Source organism: Stenotrophomonas sp. GSD10 (genome assembly GCF_056172695.1).
The window spans coordinates 1000239-1017395 of sequence record NZ_JAOCMC010000002.1; the positions used below are offsets into that span (position 1 = coordinate 1000239).

The 17157-nt window shown below is 66.7% G+C and carries 16 protein-coding genes and 1 pseudogene; 7 read left to right on the forward strand and 10 right to left on the reverse strand.

Features of this window, described 5'->3' with window-relative positions; all coding sequences use genetic code 11:
* Positions 1-46 precede the first annotated feature (46 nt).
* On the reverse strand, positions 47-1105 hold the full coding sequence (locus tag N4G47_RS04805) for a TraB/GumN family protein (RefSeq protein WP_475285561.1): 1059 nt from the start codon (positions 1103-1105) through the stop codon (positions 47-49).
* A 359-nt stretch (positions 1106-1464) separates the two neighbouring features.
* Here N4G47_RS04805 and agp point away from each other — a divergent pair, with 359 nt between their 5' ends.
* Positions 1465-2688 carry a bifunctional glucose-1-phosphatase/inositol phosphatase gene (gene agp, locus N4G47_RS04810; RefSeq protein ID WP_475285563.1) on the forward strand — a complete coding sequence of 408 codons (1224 nt, stop codon included), beginning with the start codon at positions 1465-1467 and terminating at the stop codon, positions 2686-2688.
* A 9-nt stretch (positions 2689-2697) separates the two neighbouring features.
* On the opposite strand, the gene N4G47_RS04815 is transcribed toward agp, so the two are convergent.
* Positions 2698-3741 carry a polysaccharide lyase gene (locus N4G47_RS04815; RefSeq protein WP_475285565.1) on the reverse strand — a complete coding sequence of 348 codons (1044 nt, stop codon included), beginning with the start codon at positions 3739-3741 and terminating at the stop codon, positions 2698-2700.
* Positions 3742-3837: 96 nt separating this feature from the next.
* The gene (locus N4G47_RS04820; protein WP_475285567.1) at positions 3838-5646 is read right to left on the reverse strand and encodes a DUF885 domain-containing protein; all 1809 of its coding nucleotides are present in this window, start codon (positions 5644-5646) and stop codon (positions 3838-3840) included.
* A gap of 111 nt (positions 5647-5757) precedes the next feature.
* Here N4G47_RS04820 and N4G47_RS04825 point away from each other — a divergent pair, with 111 nt between their 5' ends.
* A complete protein-coding gene (locus tag N4G47_RS04825) occupies positions 5758-6114 on the forward strand; it encodes a GFA family protein (RefSeq protein WP_475285569.1) in 357 nt (118 codons plus the stop codon).
* Between the two features lie 38 nt (positions 6115-6152).
* Positions 6153-6920, forward strand: a complete 768-nt coding sequence (locus tag N4G47_RS04830; protein WP_475289890.1) for a DUF4349 domain-containing protein — start codon at positions 6153-6155, stop codon at positions 6918-6920.
* Positions 6921-6999: 79 nt separating this feature from the next.
* Here the strand turns inward: N4G47_RS04830 and N4G47_RS04835 are convergent, their stop codons facing one another.
* Both N4G47_RS04835 and N4G47_RS04840 read right to left on the reverse strand, forming a co-directional pair.
* Positions 7000-7293: a hypothetical protein gene (locus tag N4G47_RS04835; RefSeq protein WP_107230313.1), complete on the reverse strand. Its 294-nt coding sequence runs from the start codon at positions 7291-7293 to the stop codon at positions 7000-7002.
* A gap of 69 nt (positions 7294-7362) precedes the next feature.
* Positions 7363-8307, reverse strand: coding sequence for a LysR substrate-binding domain-containing protein (locus N4G47_RS04840; RefSeq protein WP_475285571.1), 945 nt, complete (start codon positions 8305-8307; stop codon positions 7363-7365).
* 115 nt (positions 8308-8422) lie between these two features.
* On the opposite strand from N4G47_RS04840, the gene N4G47_RS04845 reads away from it, so the two are divergent.
* Complete coding sequence (locus N4G47_RS04845; RefSeq protein ID WP_475285573.1) at positions 8423-9295, forward strand: DMT family transporter; 873 nt, start codon at positions 8423-8425, stop codon at positions 9293-9295.
* Between the two features lie 585 nt (positions 9296-9880).
* On the opposite strand, the gene N4G47_RS04850 is transcribed toward N4G47_RS04845, so the two are convergent.
* Positions 9881-10783: a peptidylprolyl isomerase gene (locus N4G47_RS04850; RefSeq protein ID WP_164225548.1), complete on the reverse strand. Its 903-nt coding sequence runs from the start codon at positions 10781-10783 to the stop codon at positions 9881-9883.
* Between the two features lie 136 nt (positions 10784-10919).
* On the opposite strand from N4G47_RS04850, the pseudogene N4G47_RS04855 reads away from it, so the two are divergent.
* Positions 10920-11273: pseudogene (locus tag N4G47_RS04855) on the forward strand (PadR family transcriptional regulator); the annotation flags it as partial.
* Positions 11274-11280: 7 nt separating this feature from the next.
* Entirely contained in the window at positions 11281-12270 is a 990-nt protein-coding gene (locus tag N4G47_RS04860) for a sensor domain-containing protein (protein WP_475285575.1), read from the forward strand.
* 198 nt (positions 12271-12468) lie between these two features.
* Here N4G47_RS04860 and N4G47_RS04865 read toward each other — a convergent pair whose 3' ends face one another.
* Together N4G47_RS04865 and N4G47_RS04870 are read right to left on the reverse strand one after the other, a co-directional pair.
* Positions 12469-13776: a polyhydroxyalkanoate depolymerase gene (locus N4G47_RS04865; protein ID WP_475285577.1), complete on the reverse strand. Its 1308-nt coding sequence runs from the start codon at positions 13774-13776 to the stop codon at positions 12469-12471.
* A gap of 93 nt (positions 13777-13869) precedes the next feature.
* Positions 13870-14460 carry a class I SAM-dependent DNA methyltransferase gene (locus N4G47_RS04870; protein WP_475285578.1) on the reverse strand — a complete coding sequence of 197 codons (591 nt, stop codon included), beginning with the start codon at positions 14458-14460 and terminating at the stop codon, positions 13870-13872.
* 149 nt (positions 14461-14609) lie between these two features.
* Here N4G47_RS04870 and N4G47_RS04875 point away from each other — a divergent pair, with 149 nt between their 5' ends.
* On the forward strand, positions 14610-15065 hold the full coding sequence (locus tag N4G47_RS04875) for a CopD family protein (protein WP_107230321.1): 456 nt from the start codon (positions 14610-14612) through the stop codon (positions 15063-15065).
* A 139-nt stretch (positions 15066-15204) separates the two neighbouring features.
* On the opposite strand, the gene N4G47_RS04880 is transcribed toward N4G47_RS04875, so the two are convergent.
* On the reverse strand, positions 15205-16164 hold the full coding sequence (locus N4G47_RS04880; protein ID WP_249844592.1) for an acetyl-CoA carboxylase carboxyltransferase subunit alpha: 960 nt from the start codon (positions 16162-16164) through the stop codon (positions 15205-15207).
* A gap of 96 nt (positions 16165-16260) precedes the next feature.
* The gene (locus tag N4G47_RS04885; RefSeq protein ID WP_475285580.1) at positions 16261-17130 is read right to left on the reverse strand and encodes a hypothetical protein; all 870 of its coding nucleotides are present in this window, start codon (positions 17128-17130) and stop codon (positions 16261-16263) included.
* Positions 17131-17157: the final 27 nt, after the last annotated feature.

Here is a 17157-nt window from a genome sequence, read left to right on the forward strand (position 1 = left end):
GCATGCACATCCCGGAAGAGTGCAGCCAATTGCAACAGGGGGCACGTCAGTTTCCATTTGACGTGTGCTTTGGAGACGGCAGCGGGTCGCCAAAGTACATTTCAGGGTCGGGATGAAATCCCTCGTTCAAAAGTGCTTGCGCCATGCCTCTTGAATGGATGAGGTCTGTCAGTGGAAGCGTTGTGAATATCACACGCTGCTCAGAAGCAAGGGAGCGGAGGGTACTGATCCATTGGGCTCGAACCAGCACATCGAGGTCCAGATTCCTGCCTGCTGCGATTGCATCGTTGGTCAGCCGGGCCCAGCAACGAGAAGGGGGTGGAGGAGCGTTTCTGAGCGCACCCGCTTCGATATCTCCCGCCGTCCATGCTCGTCCGATCTCATCGGCACGGTCGAGCCAGACCTGCAGGCTTGAGGTGGCTTCCACGAAGCAGGTGCGGTCGTGCTCGGGGTCAATATGGAAGCTTCCGATCGCTTGCCCTGCATCTTCAATCGACAACGTGAAGCGTGCATTCACTATCGGTGTCCGTTGCTTCCGGGCAATCCTGGAAATGGTCTGTGAAATCGAGCCATCTGCCTGGAAGCCATCAGCCTTCAATGCGGCATCGTAGATCTTCCATGCGGCGTACATGGGGCGCATTCTTTCAATGCTGCTTCCACCCAGCTTGTATCGGTGCTTGAGTTCATTCCATCGTCTGTACTCGGCTGCCGGAAGCGCGTCGCGAAGCGTCCTCCCGTCTTCAAGGAATCTGAGCCTGCGGATGGAGGGCCACAGAAGAAGGCTGCGAATGAGCCCGCGATCGTGCTCAATGGTTACGCCCGGTGGGCCAAGCACCGCGCCCGCCATCGAAACTGCGGTTTCCAAGCCGCTGATATCGATCGATAGGTCTTTGCTCAAGGGCTGAACTGTGCCCAACACAAGAACGGTGGAAGTTCCTTTCGTGAACTGCCAGATGCGCGGGCCGGAAGCCGGCCGAATGGCATTGATGGCTTGAAGGTCTGCAATGTCATTTTCCCTGTGATCGTCAGCAGGATCGCGGGCCGATGAAAGGGCGGGGAGCACGACAGCAATCAAGGCGAGTGCCGGAATGTAAAGTTTGCTCATTTCTAATCCAGGCATGCCGTAAGAATGGGCTGTGGATTGATTCTCAGGTCGCTTGAGAAGGCGCGCCATGTCTCGTCGAATGTGTTGGGGTACATGAAGGGGAACCTGGAGCATGGCCGGGGGCCTGAGATGGCGCAGTCGGTAGCCGCAGTCGTGTTGTGTAAGGTTTCTCCTTGGGCATCTCCGTCACGTGCGCAATGAATGTCCGGTGCCGCGAGGATTTGCCGCTGACGACCTGTCTGCAGGGGGCGCGTAGCGGACCGATGGTGTTGCGAGTCCGGAGAAGTGATCATTCCGAGGTCGGACCCCTTTCTTTCGGAAAGTGATGCGACCTCAGTCCTGACCCACCGGAAACCTGCATGATCCGTTCAGTGCTCCCGCCGCTGCTTGCGTTCATTCTGATCACCCCGTCAGCCACGGCTGCGCCGGCACCCGCGGCCGACGAGCAGCTTGAACAGGTGATCCTGCTCAGCCGCCACAACCTGCGTGCGCCGGTGGTGGCCTCCGGCGCGCTGGCCAACGCGACACCGGAAGCCTGGCCGCGCTGGGACGTGGCACCGGGCGAGCTCACCACCAAGGGCGGCGTGCTGGAGGTCTACATGGGCCGCTACGTCGGCCAGTGGCTGCGCCAGGCACAACTGCTGCCGGCAGCGGGGTGTCCGCAGCCGGGTGATTTCCACGCCCATGCCAACAGCCTGCAGCGCACCCAGGCCACGGCGCAGTTCTTCATCGCCGGCGCATTCCCGGGCTGCCACGTGACGGTAGAGCAGCGCATGCCGTTGGGCACGATGGACCCGCTGTTCAATCCGGTGATCCATCGCGATGACGTGGCCTATCGCGAGCGCGCGCTGTCGTCGATGCGGCAGGCATTGACCGAGGCGGACCTGGCGCCGGCACTGGCGGTGGTGGAGGCGGTCACCCGCTACCCGCAGTCGGCAACCTGTGCTGACCGCAGCGACTGCCATCTGACGCTGGCCGATACCACCTTCAGCACAGAACCGGGCAAGGAGCCGCGGGCGTCCGGCTCGCTGGCGCTGGCCAACGGGGTGGTGGATGCCCTGCTGATGGAGCACTACGAGGCAAGTGGCAGCCAGCGCGAAGGCTGGGGCCGCTTGAACGGTGAGGCGCAATGGCAGGCACTGGCGCGGATCCGCAATCGCTACCAGGACATCCTGTTCGGCACACCCGGGGTGGCGCGTGATGTGGCCGCTCCGCTGTTGAAGCAGGTAGGCACGCTGTTGAACGATCCGGCGTCGCCGAAGGTGACCCTGCTGGTCGGCCATGACTCCAACATCGGCTCCGTGCTGGCGGCGCTGGGCATCACCGACTACACGTTGCCGGGCCAGTACGAGAAGACGCCGATCGGTGGCCTGCTGCAGTTCGAGCACTGGCGTGACCGCCACAGCGGCGTGGCGCGGATCCGCCTGGCCTACGTCTACCCGACCACCGCGCAGCTGCGTGATGCGCGGCCATTGACCGAGGCCCACCCACCGGGGCGCGTCGTGCTGCGCGTGCCGGGTTGCGCGGCGCAGGGCTGCACCGTCGCGGAATTCCAGCGTCTGCTGCAACCGGCGGCGCGCTGAGGTGCGCCGCTAGCGCAGGGGCGTGCGCACGATGCCGTGCGTGGCCATCAGGGTCAGGTCGCCGCCCAATCGCGGCGAGTGGAACGGGCCACGCGCATGCGCGGCCTCGAAAAGGCCGCCATCGGGTGAGCGCAGTCGATAGAATTCGACCCAGCCGCTGGCCTGCAGCGGCAGCTGTGCCACGCCGGTCTGCTGGTTGAACCACGCCGGGTCCTTGCTGCCCTCGATGACGCGCCGCGCCAGGCGGTCGATGGCGTGATCGCGGCTGGCGTACCAGTCCTGCCCGCGCAGCCGCGCCAGCTCGGCCATCATCACCAGTGGCGCCAGCGCGTAGTCGTGGTAGTGCAGGGCACGCTGCCCGCGCGCCATTTCCAGCGGCAGGCTGCCATCGTCCTGGATGTCATCGATGCCCTTCTGGAAGGCGGCGTGGCCAGCCTGCCACAGGGCCGGGTCATCGGTGGCCAGGCCGGTGGCCAGCACGCCCAGGCCGCCCCAGTAGTAGTGGTTGTTGCGGCGCCGTTTCGAGTTGTCCCAGTAGCCCAGGTTGGCGCGCGCCAGCTGCTGCAGCCACGGATCGATGCGCGCGCGCTGCTGCGGGTCGGCCTGGTCATGCACTTTCAGGTAGGCCATGGCCACCGCATCGAGCATCCACTGGCGCATGTAGAACGACTGGTCGTTGTTGACCCGTATCATCTGCCCGAGCATCGCGCCGTCCTTCGCCCAGGCGCCGAGCCAGGCCAGCGTGCACTGCGCAGCGGCGTGATCACCGTCGCGCAGGTAGTCATCGCTCATGCGCGCCACGTCGGCGGCATAGCGGTCCAGTGGCGCGGTGGCATCGTGGTTCTGCTGGTGCAGTGCCGGGTCGATCACCGAGCCGGCCTTGTCGGTGTAGTAGCCCAGGGCGCGGATGTCGGGCTGGCCGGGCGGTGGTGGAGGGCAGGTGGCGAAGGCACGGGCGCTGGCCAGCAGCGTGGGCAGCAGTGCAAGACGGAACAGGGGAGAGCCATGGACGCCGGTGGAAAGGGGAACCCGGCGAACGATGCGCCCGTGCATGTTGCTGGTGCGTGATGCAGCCGCGGCTCCTTTCGCCGCATGCAGAAACGGCCCGGGTCTCCCCGGGCCGTTCCGATTCCAACCTACATCCCCCGATCACTCGATCGGCTGGTCCAGCATCAGCTGGCGGGCGAAGCGTACCGGCGGTGCGCCGTAGGACAGCACCTGGTCGTGGTAGGCCTTCAGGTTGAACTTGTCGCCCAGCTTCTCCTGCACTGCCTTGCGGGTGTCGAAGTGCTCCTGCGCGCCGACGAAGTAGGTCGGCAGCTGCGCCGAGGTCAGCTGTGCACGCACCCACTTGCCCGCTGCCTCGCTTTCCTGCTGGAACGCATCGTGGGTCATCAGGTGCATCGCCTTTTCGCGATCCCAGTTGTCCACGTGCACGCCCTGGTCGAGGATCGCGTTGGAGATGGTGCGCAGGTAGAACTTCAGCTGCACCAGGTGGAACAGCGGGTCGTTGTTGAGGTAGCCCTGCTCCTGCATCATGCGCTCGGTGTAGACCGCCCAGCCTTCGGCGAACAGGCCCGAACGCAGCACCGCACGCAGCGTGGAGGGGAACTTGGCCGAATGCCAGCCTTCCAGGTAGTGGCCCGGGGTGCCTTCATGGATGCTGAGCAGGTGGATCATGCGCGAGTTGTACTCGCGCAGGAACGAGTCGACCTGCTTCTCGTTCCAGTCGTCCGGAATCGGCGACACGGCGTAGAAGGTCTTCAGGTTCTTGTCCAGGGGGCCCGGCGAATCGCAGTAGGCCACGGCCACGCCACGCTGGAATTCCGGCATCAGGATGATGTCCACCGGCGCATCGGGCAGGGTCATCAGGTCGTGCTCGCGCACGAAGGCGGTGGACTGCTCCAGCGCCGCCTTGGCATCGTCGACCACCTTGTCGCGTGCCGGCTTGTCGGCGTAGGCCAGCTCCAGCGCCGCTTCGATCGCCTTCTGCTGCTGCTCGTCGGTCGGCTGGGCCGGCATCTCCGGCGCACCCGGCTTGTCCTTCAGCACGGTCTGCGCGATGCCGTACATGTCTTCGCGCACACGCTTGAGTTCGGCGCGTGCACGCTCACCGATCTCCTGGCGCGACAGCGAGGAGCTCAGCGCGAACTTCAGCTTCTGGTCGTACTTTTCCGCACCGATGCGGAAATCACCCTTGGCGTTCGGCACCAGGGTCTTGTCCAGCCAGGTCTGCTGCTCGTCCACCGCCTTCTTCAGGCCGTCGATGGCGGCCTGCAAGCGCTGCTGGTCGGCCTGCGGCAGTTCGCCGATGTGCGGGGTGATGAAGGTGTCGACGATGCTGAGGATGCCCTTGTTCTGCTTGGCAACGGTCTCGGCGTGGATCTTCGGCACGCGCGCCGGGTCCAGGTTCTCGCGGGCCTGAGCGAAGATCGCCGGCAGCTTTTCCATGCGCGCGGTAGCCGACTTCAGGCGCTCCGGCAGCGGCGCGAATTCGCGCGCCATCAGGCCGTAGATCGCGCTGCCGGCGATGCCGTTGTACAGCTGCGGGTCCCACTTGCCGGACTGCAGCACTTCGGCATTCCAGATTTCCGACTGCAGCTGGTTGCGCAGGATCGCCGCGTCCACCTGGTTCTCGCGGCCCAGCTTGGTCACCTCGATCTTGTCCAGCTCGCCGAGCAGCGCCTTGTAGGCGGCCACGGTCTTCTGCTGGCCGGCGGCGCTCAGGTCGTCCAGTTCACTGTCGTAGCGGTGGTCGCCGATCTGGGTGGCACTGACCGGCGACAGCTGCATCCAGGTGTCCAGGGCACGCTTGGACAGGTCGGCGAAGGCAGCATCGGCTGCCGCGTCCGCCGCCTGCTGGCCGGCGGCCGGGGTGGCGGCGTTGGTCGGGGCTTCGGCCGGCTGGCAGCCAGCCAGGGCGGCCACCAGGGCGAGGGCAAGAAGATGCGGGCGCATCGGCGTTCCTGTGCAGGGTCAAACCCCGAGCATAGGGCCCCGGAGCTGCTTTGTCCCCGTGCCATAGGATTACCATGGGCGGCACAAGGACCCTCCAGCGGAGCGCAGGACATGCAATACCAGGGAAGCTGCCATTGCGGCAGGATCGCATTCACCGTGGAAGCACAGGCACCGATCAGCGATGTGATCGACTGCAACTGTTCGATGTGCCGCCGCCGCGGCAGCCTGCTGTGGTTCGCCCCGCGCGAGGCGTTCCAGCTGGCCACCGATCCGGCGGACGTGGCCACCTACCACTTCAACAAGGCCCACATCGACCACCACCATTGCCGCGAATGCGGCATCGCCCCCTACAGCGAAGCGGTGGATCCGCGTACCGGCACGACGATGGTGGCGGTGAACGTGCGCTGCGTGCCGGCGGTGGATCTGGCAGCGCTTTCGGTGACCTCCTACGACGGAGCCGCACTGTGAGCCGCACCGGCGCGTGGACGCGCGTGGTGGTGACGCCGATGCTGCTGATGGCGCTGGCGGCCTGTGCCCAGAGCGGCGATCGGGCGGCCAGTGCCGATACCGGCGCGGTGGCCGCCGAAGCGGCCATTGCCTCTCCGGACGGCGCGTTCCTGGCCTACGAACATGACGTGCAGATCCAGCTGGATGCCGCGCAGATCGCTCCACGCATCCAGCAGGTCGCGCAGGCCTGCCAGAGTGCGAAGTTCGGGGATTGTGCGGTACTGCAGGTCGACCAGCGCAGTGGCGATCAGCCCAGCGGCGAGGTCAAGGTGCGCATCGCCCCGAAGGGCACCGAGCCGTTGATCGCGCTGGCCGGTCACGGTGGCACGCTGCAGTCGCGCAACACGCGCGCCGAAGACCTCGCCCAGCAGGTGGCCGACACTGCGTTGACCAAGGCGCGGCTTGAAAAGGAGCACGCACGGTTGCTCTCCTACCAGGATCGCAAGGACCTGAAGATCGAAGACCTGATGGCGATCACCACGCGCCTGTCGGAGATCGAGGCGGGCGTCGAGCAGGCCAACAAGGATTCGGCGCAGCAGCGCCGGCGTATCGATACCCAGCTGGTGACGCTGCACTTTGCCACCACCTCGGGCCAGCGCAGCCGCAGCGAGATCGGCGAGGCGCTGAGCGAGTCGGGCAGCATTCTCAGTACCAGCGTGGCGTTCCTGATCCGTGCCGCGGCCGCCTTGTTGCCGGTGGCGGTGCTGGCGTTGATCGCAGGATGGGGCGTGCGTGCCTGGTGGCGGCGACGCCGTCGCAAGGCCTGATCGAACGATGCGCCCGCCGGTCGTGGACCGGCGCTACCGGACAGGTGGAAGGTAGCGCCGGGCCATGCCCGGCGGACACTCATCCTTCGTCGGTTTCGTACTCGACGAACACATCCAGCTCCAACGCGAGCTCCTGCACCGCATCGCGCACCTTCTGCGCGGTGCTCTCGTTGCCGACTTCCACTTCCAGTTCGTGGATGCCGGGACCGATATCATCGGACAGCCCGGCCGAGCTGGAATCGTCATCGTCCATGTGTGGCATCAGGTCGTCGGTTTCCTCGACGTGCTCGATGCCCTCCAGGCCGAGCAGCAGATCGCTGATGGCGCGGGCGTCGTCTTCGGTTCCGGTGATGCGCAGTCGCAGCAGGCTCATGTCAGGGGCACGTGGAAGGGTTCGCCTGCAGCCTAGCCAGCGCGAAGCAAAGAGCGGGTGAGGGCGCAGTCAGCCGCGCGTGGCCGGGCGCCCCAGCAGGCTGTCCGGCAGCGCGGGGATCGGCGTGCGTTCGTCCAGGGCCTGCTGCAGCAGCCAGTCGATGAACAGGCGCGCGGCCGGGCTGGGCGGCTGCGCTTCGGCGTGCACCACGTAGTAGGCGTAGCGGGCCTTCAACGCGGGTCCTGGCAGGCGCACCACTTCGTAGCGCTGCAGGTAGGGCTGGGCGATGTGGGTGCGTGCCAGTACCGCCCCCATGCCGTACACCGCCGCACGCATCGCATCGGTGCTGTCGGCGAAGGTGTGCATCGGCGGCAAGGGTGAGGGCGGGCGCACGCCGGCATGGCGGAACCAGTCGCGCCAGCCCTGCGGCGACAGGTCGGTCAGCAGCGGCAGGTCGGCGATGCGGGCCGGATCGTCCAGCGATTCGACCCCGGCCAGCGCAGGCGAGGCGACCGGGAACAGGTAGTCGTCCATCAGGTGCTGCGCATGCAGGCCCGGCCATTGTCCCAGACCGTAGCGGATGCCGACCTCCGGCCCATTGTCGTCGTAGCGATCGAGCCCGCTGCCGGTGTGCAGCTCGATGCGGATGTGCGGATGTGCCTGGGTGAAGCGCGGCAGCCGCGGCAGCAGCCAGCAGTAGGAGAGCGAGCGCAGCGTGGTGATCCGCAGCGGCACGCTGTCTGCGTCCGGATGCAGGTGATGGGCCACGGCCGCGACATCGCTGAAGGCCGCGCTGGCGGCATCGGCCAGCTGTCGGCCTTCGGCGGTCAGGCGCACGCCGCGGGCATGGCGCAGGAACAGGCGCGTTTCCAGCACTTCTTCCAGGCGCCGCACGTGGTGGCTGACGGCGCTGGCGGTCAGGTGCAGTTCCTGCGCGGCCTGGGCAAGGTTCTGGTGGCGTGCGGCGACCGCGAACACGGCCAGTGCGGGGAGCAGGGAAGGGCGGAGCTGCATGTCGAGCCTCAAGCCAGATTTGTGGCTGGCAGCGATACTACGCGCTTGTACGGCGGGCGTCTGCGCACGATCCTGTGTGCCTTGACGAGGATGCGACGATGGACGGAGGCAGGGCATGAATGCGGTCCCACAGGCGGCCGAGCGCGACTGGCGCACACCGCTGGAACTGACCCTGCTGGGCGCCATCTGGGGCTGCTCGTTCCTGTTCATGCGGGTGGCGGTGCCGTCGTTCGGCCCGTTCGCGCTGGTCGAGCTGCGGCTGGTGCTGGGCGCGCTGGTGCTGCTGCCGTTCCTGTGGCGCGCGCGCGCGCAGTTCCCGCCGCGACGCTGGCTGTGGCTGGCACCGATCGGCCTGATCAACTCGGCGCTGCCTTTCGTGCTGTTTGCCTATGCGGCGGAGCAGGCGCCGGCGGCGATCGGCGCGATCTGCAATGCGATGACCGTGCTGTTTGCCGCGCTGATCGCCTTCCTGTTCTTCGGCGAGAAGATCGGCATGCGCCGCGCCGGCGCGTTGCTGGTTGGCTTCGCCGGCGTGGTGGTGCTGGCTACGGCCAAGGTTTCCGGCCTGAGCATCGGCACTGCGGTGATCGCCGGCGCTGCGGCGTCGCTGCTGTACGGGCTGGGCGTGAACCTGGTGAAGCGCCATATGACCGGCCTGCCATCGGCAGCAGCGGCGGCGGCGACGTTGTCCTGCGCTTCGCTGTGGATGCTGCCGATGGCGGTGACGCACTGGCCGCAGGCCGCTATTCCGCTGAAAGCCTGGGGCGCGGCGATAGCGCTGGGGGTGGCCTGCACCGGCCTGGCCTTCCTGATGTTCTATCGCCTGATCGGCCGTATCGGGCCGTCACGCGCCTCGACGGTGACCTACCTGATTCCGCTGTTCGGCGCGGCGTTCGCGTGGATGTTCCTGGGTGAGCCGGTGACGCTGCAGATGCTCATTGCCGGTGCGTTGATTCTGGGTAGCGTGGCGGTGAGCCAGAAGGGCTGAGGGTGCCGAAGCGCTGGTAGTGCCGGGCGCTGCCCGGCAGGTCTTTTCCGCGCCTGCGGAGAGGTGTCACTTTCTTTGCTCGTGCAAAGAAAGTAACCAAAGAAACACGCCGCCAGGTCGCGAGCCGGTGCTGCGCACCGGTACCCTGCGCTCCTCGGCCCGTCGAGGGACGGCGCGGGAACTCGCTGCGCTCAAACACCCGCGCCTCTTCGCCCTCGCCGGACCTGCGGTGCTCGGCTCGCTCAAGGCGGATCCAAGATCAAGGGCAGAAGCGGTCGCTTCGCTCGCCGGGCCCGGCCCGGCACTACCAAACATCGTCGTGCAGCTGTGGCTCTTGATCTTGGATCCGCCTTGAGCGAGCCGAGCATCGCAGGGGAATCAGGGGCGAAGAGGTGCCGATGTCTGAGCGCAGCGAGTTCGGCACCGTCCCCTGATTCGCCGAGAAGCGCAGGGGACCGACGTGCGAAGCACGGCGGCTCGCGACCTGGCGGCGCGTTTCTTTGGTTACTTTTCTTTTCGCGCGAAAAGAAAAGTAACGCCCATGAACAGTGAAGCACCTTCAGCACGCGTAACGTGCGGAAACCATCACCGCACCGGCACCGGGATGTTGCACAGGTCGATATGCCCCGCCGGGCGCTTGTAGAAATCATCCACGCGATTGCGTCGCGCCTCGACCGTATCGGCGAAGGTCTTCGAATCGGTACGCAGCACCTGGATCGGTGTGCGCTCGGCCGCCGGCACGTCGCTGGCGCGGCGGATCGACACGATCGGCGTGCGCAGCTTCGGGTCGGTGTAGAAGCCCATCGGCGCCGGTCCGCGCGGGATCGCGCTGAGCAGTTCCATGCCCTTCAGCACGCGGCCCACCAGGGTGATGTTGCGGTCCAGTTGACGCGGCGACTGCCCGGTCACCACGTACAGTTCGGCGCCGATGCTGCTGTCTTCCTCGTTGCTGCGGCCGGCGCCGAGCATGCCGTAGCAGTGCGCCAGCCAGGCCTTGCCGGCCTGCGGGTCCTGGCCGACCGGGAAGCCGTCGACGAACCCGGTCTGTGCCGCCCAGCCATCACGGTCGGGCAGCACGCTCACCTTCAGGCCTGCGCTGGCGCGTTCGAACTCGGCCGGCAGCTTGCGCGCGGCACTGCCGAACGGCCTGGCCTTGGCCGCGTCATCGGCGTCGGCATCGCCGAACTGCACCACGAAGTTGTCCTGCGAGCGGTAGATGCTGGTGCCATCCCAGAAGTGCTCATGGGCGAAGGTCTGGATGTTGGCCACATGGCGCGGGGCGAACTGCGGCGCCAGCTCGATGATCACCCGCCCGGCCGGCAGGTCCATGTACAGCAGGTTGGCCGGGTCCGGCGTGCGCCAGTCGCTGGCTGCCGAGGCGTCGAGGATCTGCTGCGGACTGCGGTACGGGGTGGCCGCGCTGGCCAGCGAGGGCAGCAGGCAGGCCAGGGCGAGGGCGGTCAGGGCAAGACGGCGACGGTGCGGCATGGGATCCCCGGAACATGAACGAGGGTTCGATTCTGCGCGAGCGCACCGGTCTAGCCAACCGGCAGAGTGACTAACGACACATTCGCTATACCGAACTTCGCACTACTGTGGAGTTCAACGTAGTGGAGGGCCGGTCATGGTCGAAGACGATGTCCACCTGAAGAAGTTCCAGAAGGAGCTCAGCGCTGGAACGGTGTCGCTGGCCCTGCTGGCGGTGCTGGCCCGGGCCGGCGAGCCGCTGTACGGGTACCTGATTGCCAAGGAGCTGGAGCGCGTGGGCGAGGGCGTGCTGAGCGGCAAGCAGAGCGCGCTGTACCCGGTGCTGCGCAACCTGGAAGGGGCCGGGCTGCTGGAAAGCCATGTGGAGCCGTCCAGCAGCGGGCCGCCGCGGCGCTACTACCGCATCAACGAACGTGGCCTTCAGGTGCTGGCGCAGTGGCGCCAGGCCTGGCAGGCCACCCGCGATTCCGTCGATTCCGTGTTGGAGGGGTACCGCAATGAACGACCCGAGCCTGGCAGGCCGAGCCCTGCCCACGACCATCCCGCAGTACCTGGCGCAGCTGCGCGCAGCGCTGGAGGGCGCCGACCCGGCGATGGTGCAGGACGCGCTGTACGACGCCGAGGAATACCTGCGTTCGGAGCTGGCCGCCCAGCCTGGCCGCAGCGAGGCCGAGGTGATCGCCGACGTGGCCGGCAGCTATGGCGCGCCCGATGAAGTGGCCGAGATCTACCGCGAGACTGAGGTGACGGTGAACCGCGCGCTGCGCACGCCGCGTGCGGATACCGGGCCGGTGCTGCGTGCGGCCGCCGAAGCCAGCGGCGTCGAGCCGGCCGCGCCGCCGCCGGCACCGGTGCCGCGCTCGCTGCTGGCGCGTTTCTTCGGCGTGGTGACCGATCCGCATACCTACGGTGCGCTGTTCTACATGCTGCTGTCGCTGGCCACCGGCATCTTCTTCTTCACCTGGGTGGTCACCGGCCTGTCGCTGTCGCTGGGCCTGCTGATCCTGATCATCGGCATTCCGCTGACCGTGCTGTTCTTCGGCTCGGTGCGCGGGCTGGCACTGCTGGAAGGGCGGCTGGTGGAAGCACTGCTGGGCGAGCGCATGCCGCGCCGTCCGCACTACACCGACCGCAGCCGCACGTGGCTGCAGCGCATCGGCGACATGTTCACCGACGGCCGCACCTGGCTGACCCTGCTGTACTTCGTGCTGATGCTGCCGCTGGGCATCATCTACTTCACCATCGCGGTGACGCTGCTGTCGCTGTCGCTGAGCCTGATCTGGGCGCCGGTCGCGGCGATCTTCAGTGGCGATATCCCGGGCGTGTACATCAACGACGTGAATGTACTGCCGATGGCGGCCTCGCCGCTGGTGGCGATCGTGGTGGCGGCCGTGGGCGCGCTGCTGCTGGTGCTGACGATGCACCTGGCGCGTGGCATCGGCAGGCTGCACGGGCTGATTGCCAAGAACCTGCTGGTGCGGCTGTAAGCAGGGGCTGACGCTCTGGTGGGTGCCAACCTTGGTTGGCACAATCCTTCAGCGCAGGGGCGCTTGGCGGACTTCGCTCTGGTAGGTGCCAACCTTGGTTGGCACAATCCTTCAGATACCGGGATTCATGGAAGAGCGCCAACCAAGGTTGGCATCTACCAGGGCGTACCGACCAAGGTCGGCACCACCGAGGGCGGTTTACCCCGCCTTGCGCCGTAGCGGGGTGACGTTGCTCTTCTTCTTCGTGGCCTTGGCGGCCGGGGCTTCAGCGTGCGCGGCGAAGAAGTCGCGCACCTTCGGGTACACCACTTCGCGCCAGCGACGGCCGCTGAAGATGCCGTAGTGGCCGGCGCCTTCGACGATGAAATGCTCGCGGCGGTCAGCAGCAATGCCGGTGCACAGCGCCTGCGCCGCTTCGGTCTGGCCGAGCCCGGCGATGTCGTCCAACTCGCCTTCGATGCTCAGCAGCGCGGTATCGCCGATCGCCGACGGATCGACCTTCTCGCCATTGACCACCCACTCGCCACGCGGCAGCAGGAAGTCCTGGAACACCACGCGGATGGTGTCCAGGTAGTACTTGGCCGGCATGTCCAGCACCGCGTTGTACTCGTCGTAGAAGCGGCGATGCGCGTCGGCGTCTTCCAGGTCGCCCTTGACCAGGTCGGTGTAGAAATCCCAGTGCGAGCTGAAATGACGGCTGGGGTTCATCGACAGGAAGCCGGCATGCTGCAGGAAGCCGGGATACACGCGGCGACCGGCGCCGGGATAGCTCGGCGGCACGGTGTGGATGACGTTGTTCTCGAACCACGACAGCGGGTTCTGCGTGGCCAGGTTGTTCACTGCGGTCGGGCTGCAGCGCGCATCGATCGGGCCGCCCATCATCACCAGCGTGCGCGGCGTCGGTTCGCCACGGCTGGCCATCAGCGAAACCGCAGCCAGCACCGGTACGGTCGGCTGGCACACGCTGACCACGTGCAGGCGCTCGACGCCGAGGTGGCGGATGAATTCCTGGATGTAGGCGATGTAGTCGTCGAGGCCGAACTCGCCTTCGCTGGCCGGCACCATGCGCGCGTCCACCCAGTCGGTGACGTACACACGGTGGTCGCGCAGCAGGGTGCGCACGGTATCGCGCAGCAGCGTGGCGTGGTGGCCGGACAGCGGCGCCACCACCAGCACGAACGGCTGGTTGAGCATGGTGTGCAGCTGGTCGGCTTCATTGCTGTGGCGCTTGAAGCGCAGCAGCTTGCAGAACGGCTTGCTCACTTCTTCGTGCACGACGATCGGCACGCGCTCGCCATCGACATCGATTTCGTTGATGCCCCATTCGGGCTTCTCGTAATCCTTGCCGATGCGATGGAACAACTCGTTGACCGCGGCCAGGCGATCGGCACCCGGCATCTGCGACCACCAGTGGCCCGGGTTGGCGAAGAACTTGGCGTTGGCCTGGGCCTGGTGCACCCAGGGGGCGAGCAGGTTGCGGGTCAGTTCGTGCAGTTGATAGAGCATGACGACCGAATATGTATGGTCATATGTTGCCGCGCAGCATATCCCATCCGGGTGTCCCGCAGGTTAAGTCGGATGAAAATAATGAATCCGGATTCACATCTGTTCCAGCGCCGCCGCATCGCCTGCAAGGGCGGGGCCCAGCCAGCAGTGCGACCCTACCGGCTGCAGGCCATGCCGGCCCAGTGTCCGGCGGTACCAGCGCGCCGGACGGGCCTGGAAGCCCTCGTGGTCGCCCTCGAACTCATCCTCGGCGGCGAAGGTTTCCAGGAAGGCCACACCGCCGGTCAGCTCGGCCACACCGGCCAGGCCGGCACGCAGCTCGCGATCGGGCACGTAGTGCATCACGTCCGAACACACCAGCAGGTCGACCGGGGCGCAGGGCCGCAGCCAGGCGAAGTCGCCGAAGCCGGCCAGGTGCAGGTTGCGGGTGCGGCCGTAGCGGCGCACAGCGTACTCGCTGCTGTCGAAGCCGAGGTATTCGACCTTCGGACGCAGCTTCAGCAGCGGTGCGCGCCAGGCGCCTTCGCCGCAGCCGATGTCCAGCACGCTGCGGATCGGCCGTTCCAGGTAGTACTCGGCGCTGGCCACGGCCAAGGCCACCTTGCGCGCCAGGCGGGCGCTGCCGCCGATGTCGGCGCGGCGGTACCAGCGCTGGAAGTAGGCGGCGTCGTAGGTCTTGTCCATGCAGGCGTCGTGCGATCGGGAAAACGGCGCCTATCGTACGGTGTTGCGGCGCGCCATGCGTCGATGTGTCGCGGCGGCGGTGCGTGGGGCGTAGTGGTCAGCGCGTGCGAGAATGGCCGCCCATCTACGCCAGCCGCTGGAGCGAGCGCATGCAGAGCTACTACTGGGTGAAGACCTTCCACATCGTGTTCGTGGTGGCGTGGATGGCCACGGTGTTCTACCTGCCGCGCATCCTGGTCAATCTGGCCGAGACGGCGGGGCAACCGGCCGTGACCGAGCGCCTGCAGCTGATGGGGCTGCGCCTGTACCGTTTCGGCCATTCGATGTTCGGCCTGGCCTTCCTGCTCGGCCTGGTGCTGTGGCTGGGCTACAGGGTCATCCCGGATTTCCCGACCATGGTCGCGCCGGGCGGTGCCGGCTGGCTGCATGCCAAGCTGGGCCTGGTGGTGCTGCTGCTGGTGTACTTCGGCTGGGTCGGTCGCCTGCTCAAGGGCGTGGCCAAGGGCAGGGCGCTGCCGTCCTCGCGCGCGCTGCGCTGGATCAACGAGATCCCGCTGCTGGCGTTCATCCCGATCGTGTGGCTGGTGCTGGCCAAGCCGTTCTGATCCAGTAGATCCACGCCATGCGTGGATGCTCTCTTGTAGAGTCGAGCTTGCTCGACTGCTTCGATCAAAAGCAGTCGAGCAAGCTCGACTCTACACAGACAGGCAACGCGGCCGATCAGGCCGCGTCGCACGGGCCCGATCAGGCGGCTTCGTAGGTGCCGTAGCTGCGCAGGCGCGTGTAGCGCTGTTCCAGCAGCTGCTCGGTGGACAGCGCGTCCAGCGCGTCCAGTTCGTTCAGCAGCACGGCCTTCAGGCGCTTGGCCATCTGGGTCGGGTTGCGGTGGGCGCCACCGGTCGGCTCGCGCACAACCTTGTCGACCAGGCCCAGGCTCTTCAGGCGCGGCGCGGTCAGGCCCAGCTGCTCGGCGGCATCCTTGGCCTTGCCCGCGTCCTTCCACAGGATCGAGGCGCAGCCTTCCGGGGTGATGGTCGAATACACCGCGTATTCCAGCATCACGGTGCGGTCGCCCACGCCCAGCGCCAGTGCGCCGCCGGAGCCACCTTCACCGATCACGGTGCAGATGATCGGCACCTTCAGTTCGGCCATCTCGATCAGGTTGCGTGCAATCGCCTCGGACTGGCCGCGCGATTCGGCGTCGATGCCCGGCCATGCACCGGCGGTGTCGATCAGGGTCAGCACCGGCAGGCCGAAGCGCTCGGCCATCTTCATCAGGCGCAGCGCCTTGCGGTAGCCCTCCGGCTTGGGCATGCCGAAGTTGCGCTTGATCTTTTCCTTGGTGTCACGGCCCTTCTGGTGGCCGATCACCATCACCGCGCGGCCGTTGATGCGGGCCAGGCCGCCCATGATGGCCTTGTCGTCGGCGAAGGCGCGGTCGCCGGCCAGCTCCTGGAACTCATCGCAGATGATGCGGATGTAGTCGGCGGTATACGGGCGCGACGGGTGACGGGCCAGCTGCAGTACCTGCCACGAGGTCAGGTTGCGGAAGATCTGTGCGGTGCGCACGCGCAGCTTGTCCTGCAGCGCGTGTACTTCCGCCTCGACATTGACCGCCGGCCCGGCGCTGGCGTTGCGCAGCTCCTGGATCTTGGCTTCCAGGTCGGCGATGGGTTGCTCGAAGTCGAGGTAGTTCGGATTCATCGGAAGCCGTCGAGTAAAGAAGGGGGAAAGTGTAGCCGAACACAGGTGGATTCCCCGTACGCCCCTGTCTGGAGCGTACGGGTCGCGGGCGCGGGCTCAGCCCTTGCTGGCCGGGCGCACTGCCGCCGACATGCCGGTGGCCTGGCCCAGCGCCGACTGGAACGCATTGCGCTGCTCGTGGTCGGCCGGGCGCAGGTCGCGGCCGGCGGCCGCGCTGGCCTGCACGAAGTCCACGCTGACCTTGAAGCTCTCCTTCTTCAGGCGCTTCTGTTCAGACGGATCGACCGCGGCCAGGTAGCGGGCATGCCATTGCCGCGCGGCGGCGGCGTGCGCCTCGAACTGCGGGTGCAGCGCCGGCAGCACGGTCGGGGTGAACGGGGCCGGATCCTTCGGGGTGCGGTAGCCGGCCGGGTTGGCGGCCAGGTAGCTGCCTGGTTCCTCGTTCTCCTTTTCCAGGTAGGCGATGAAATCAACGGCGCTGAACAGCTTGTTGCGGCGCTCGATGCCGGCCTGCTGCTGGGTGGTGACCACGCTGTCCGGGAAGTTCTCGTGGGCGCCGTAGCGCCAGTCCTTTTCGATGAACAGGCCGTGGACCTTGGTGAACGGACCTTCGATGGCGACCCCGTCAAGGTCGATCTCGTTGTTGGCCTCTCCATACTGCTGCCCGGCATCGGCGTAGACCTGGCTGACCACCACGTACTCGGACAGGGTCGGGTTGATCAGCCCGCCCTGGCCGTCGGCGTAGACCACCAGCTGCACATCACCCAGCGCCTGGGTATGCAGGCGGTGTTCGCCCGGCGCCAGCGACACCGACACCGAGGCGTGCGGCCCGATGGCATGGGGCTTGCCGTCCAGGGTCAGTTGCAGCGGGCTGTCGGTGGGGTTGTCGATCTCGAAGCTCACGCTGGACAGCGAGCAGCCAGCCAGCGCGAGGCCGGCCACAAGGGAAAGCAGCAGGGATTTCATCAGCGGTATCGTCCTTGAAGTGGTGCG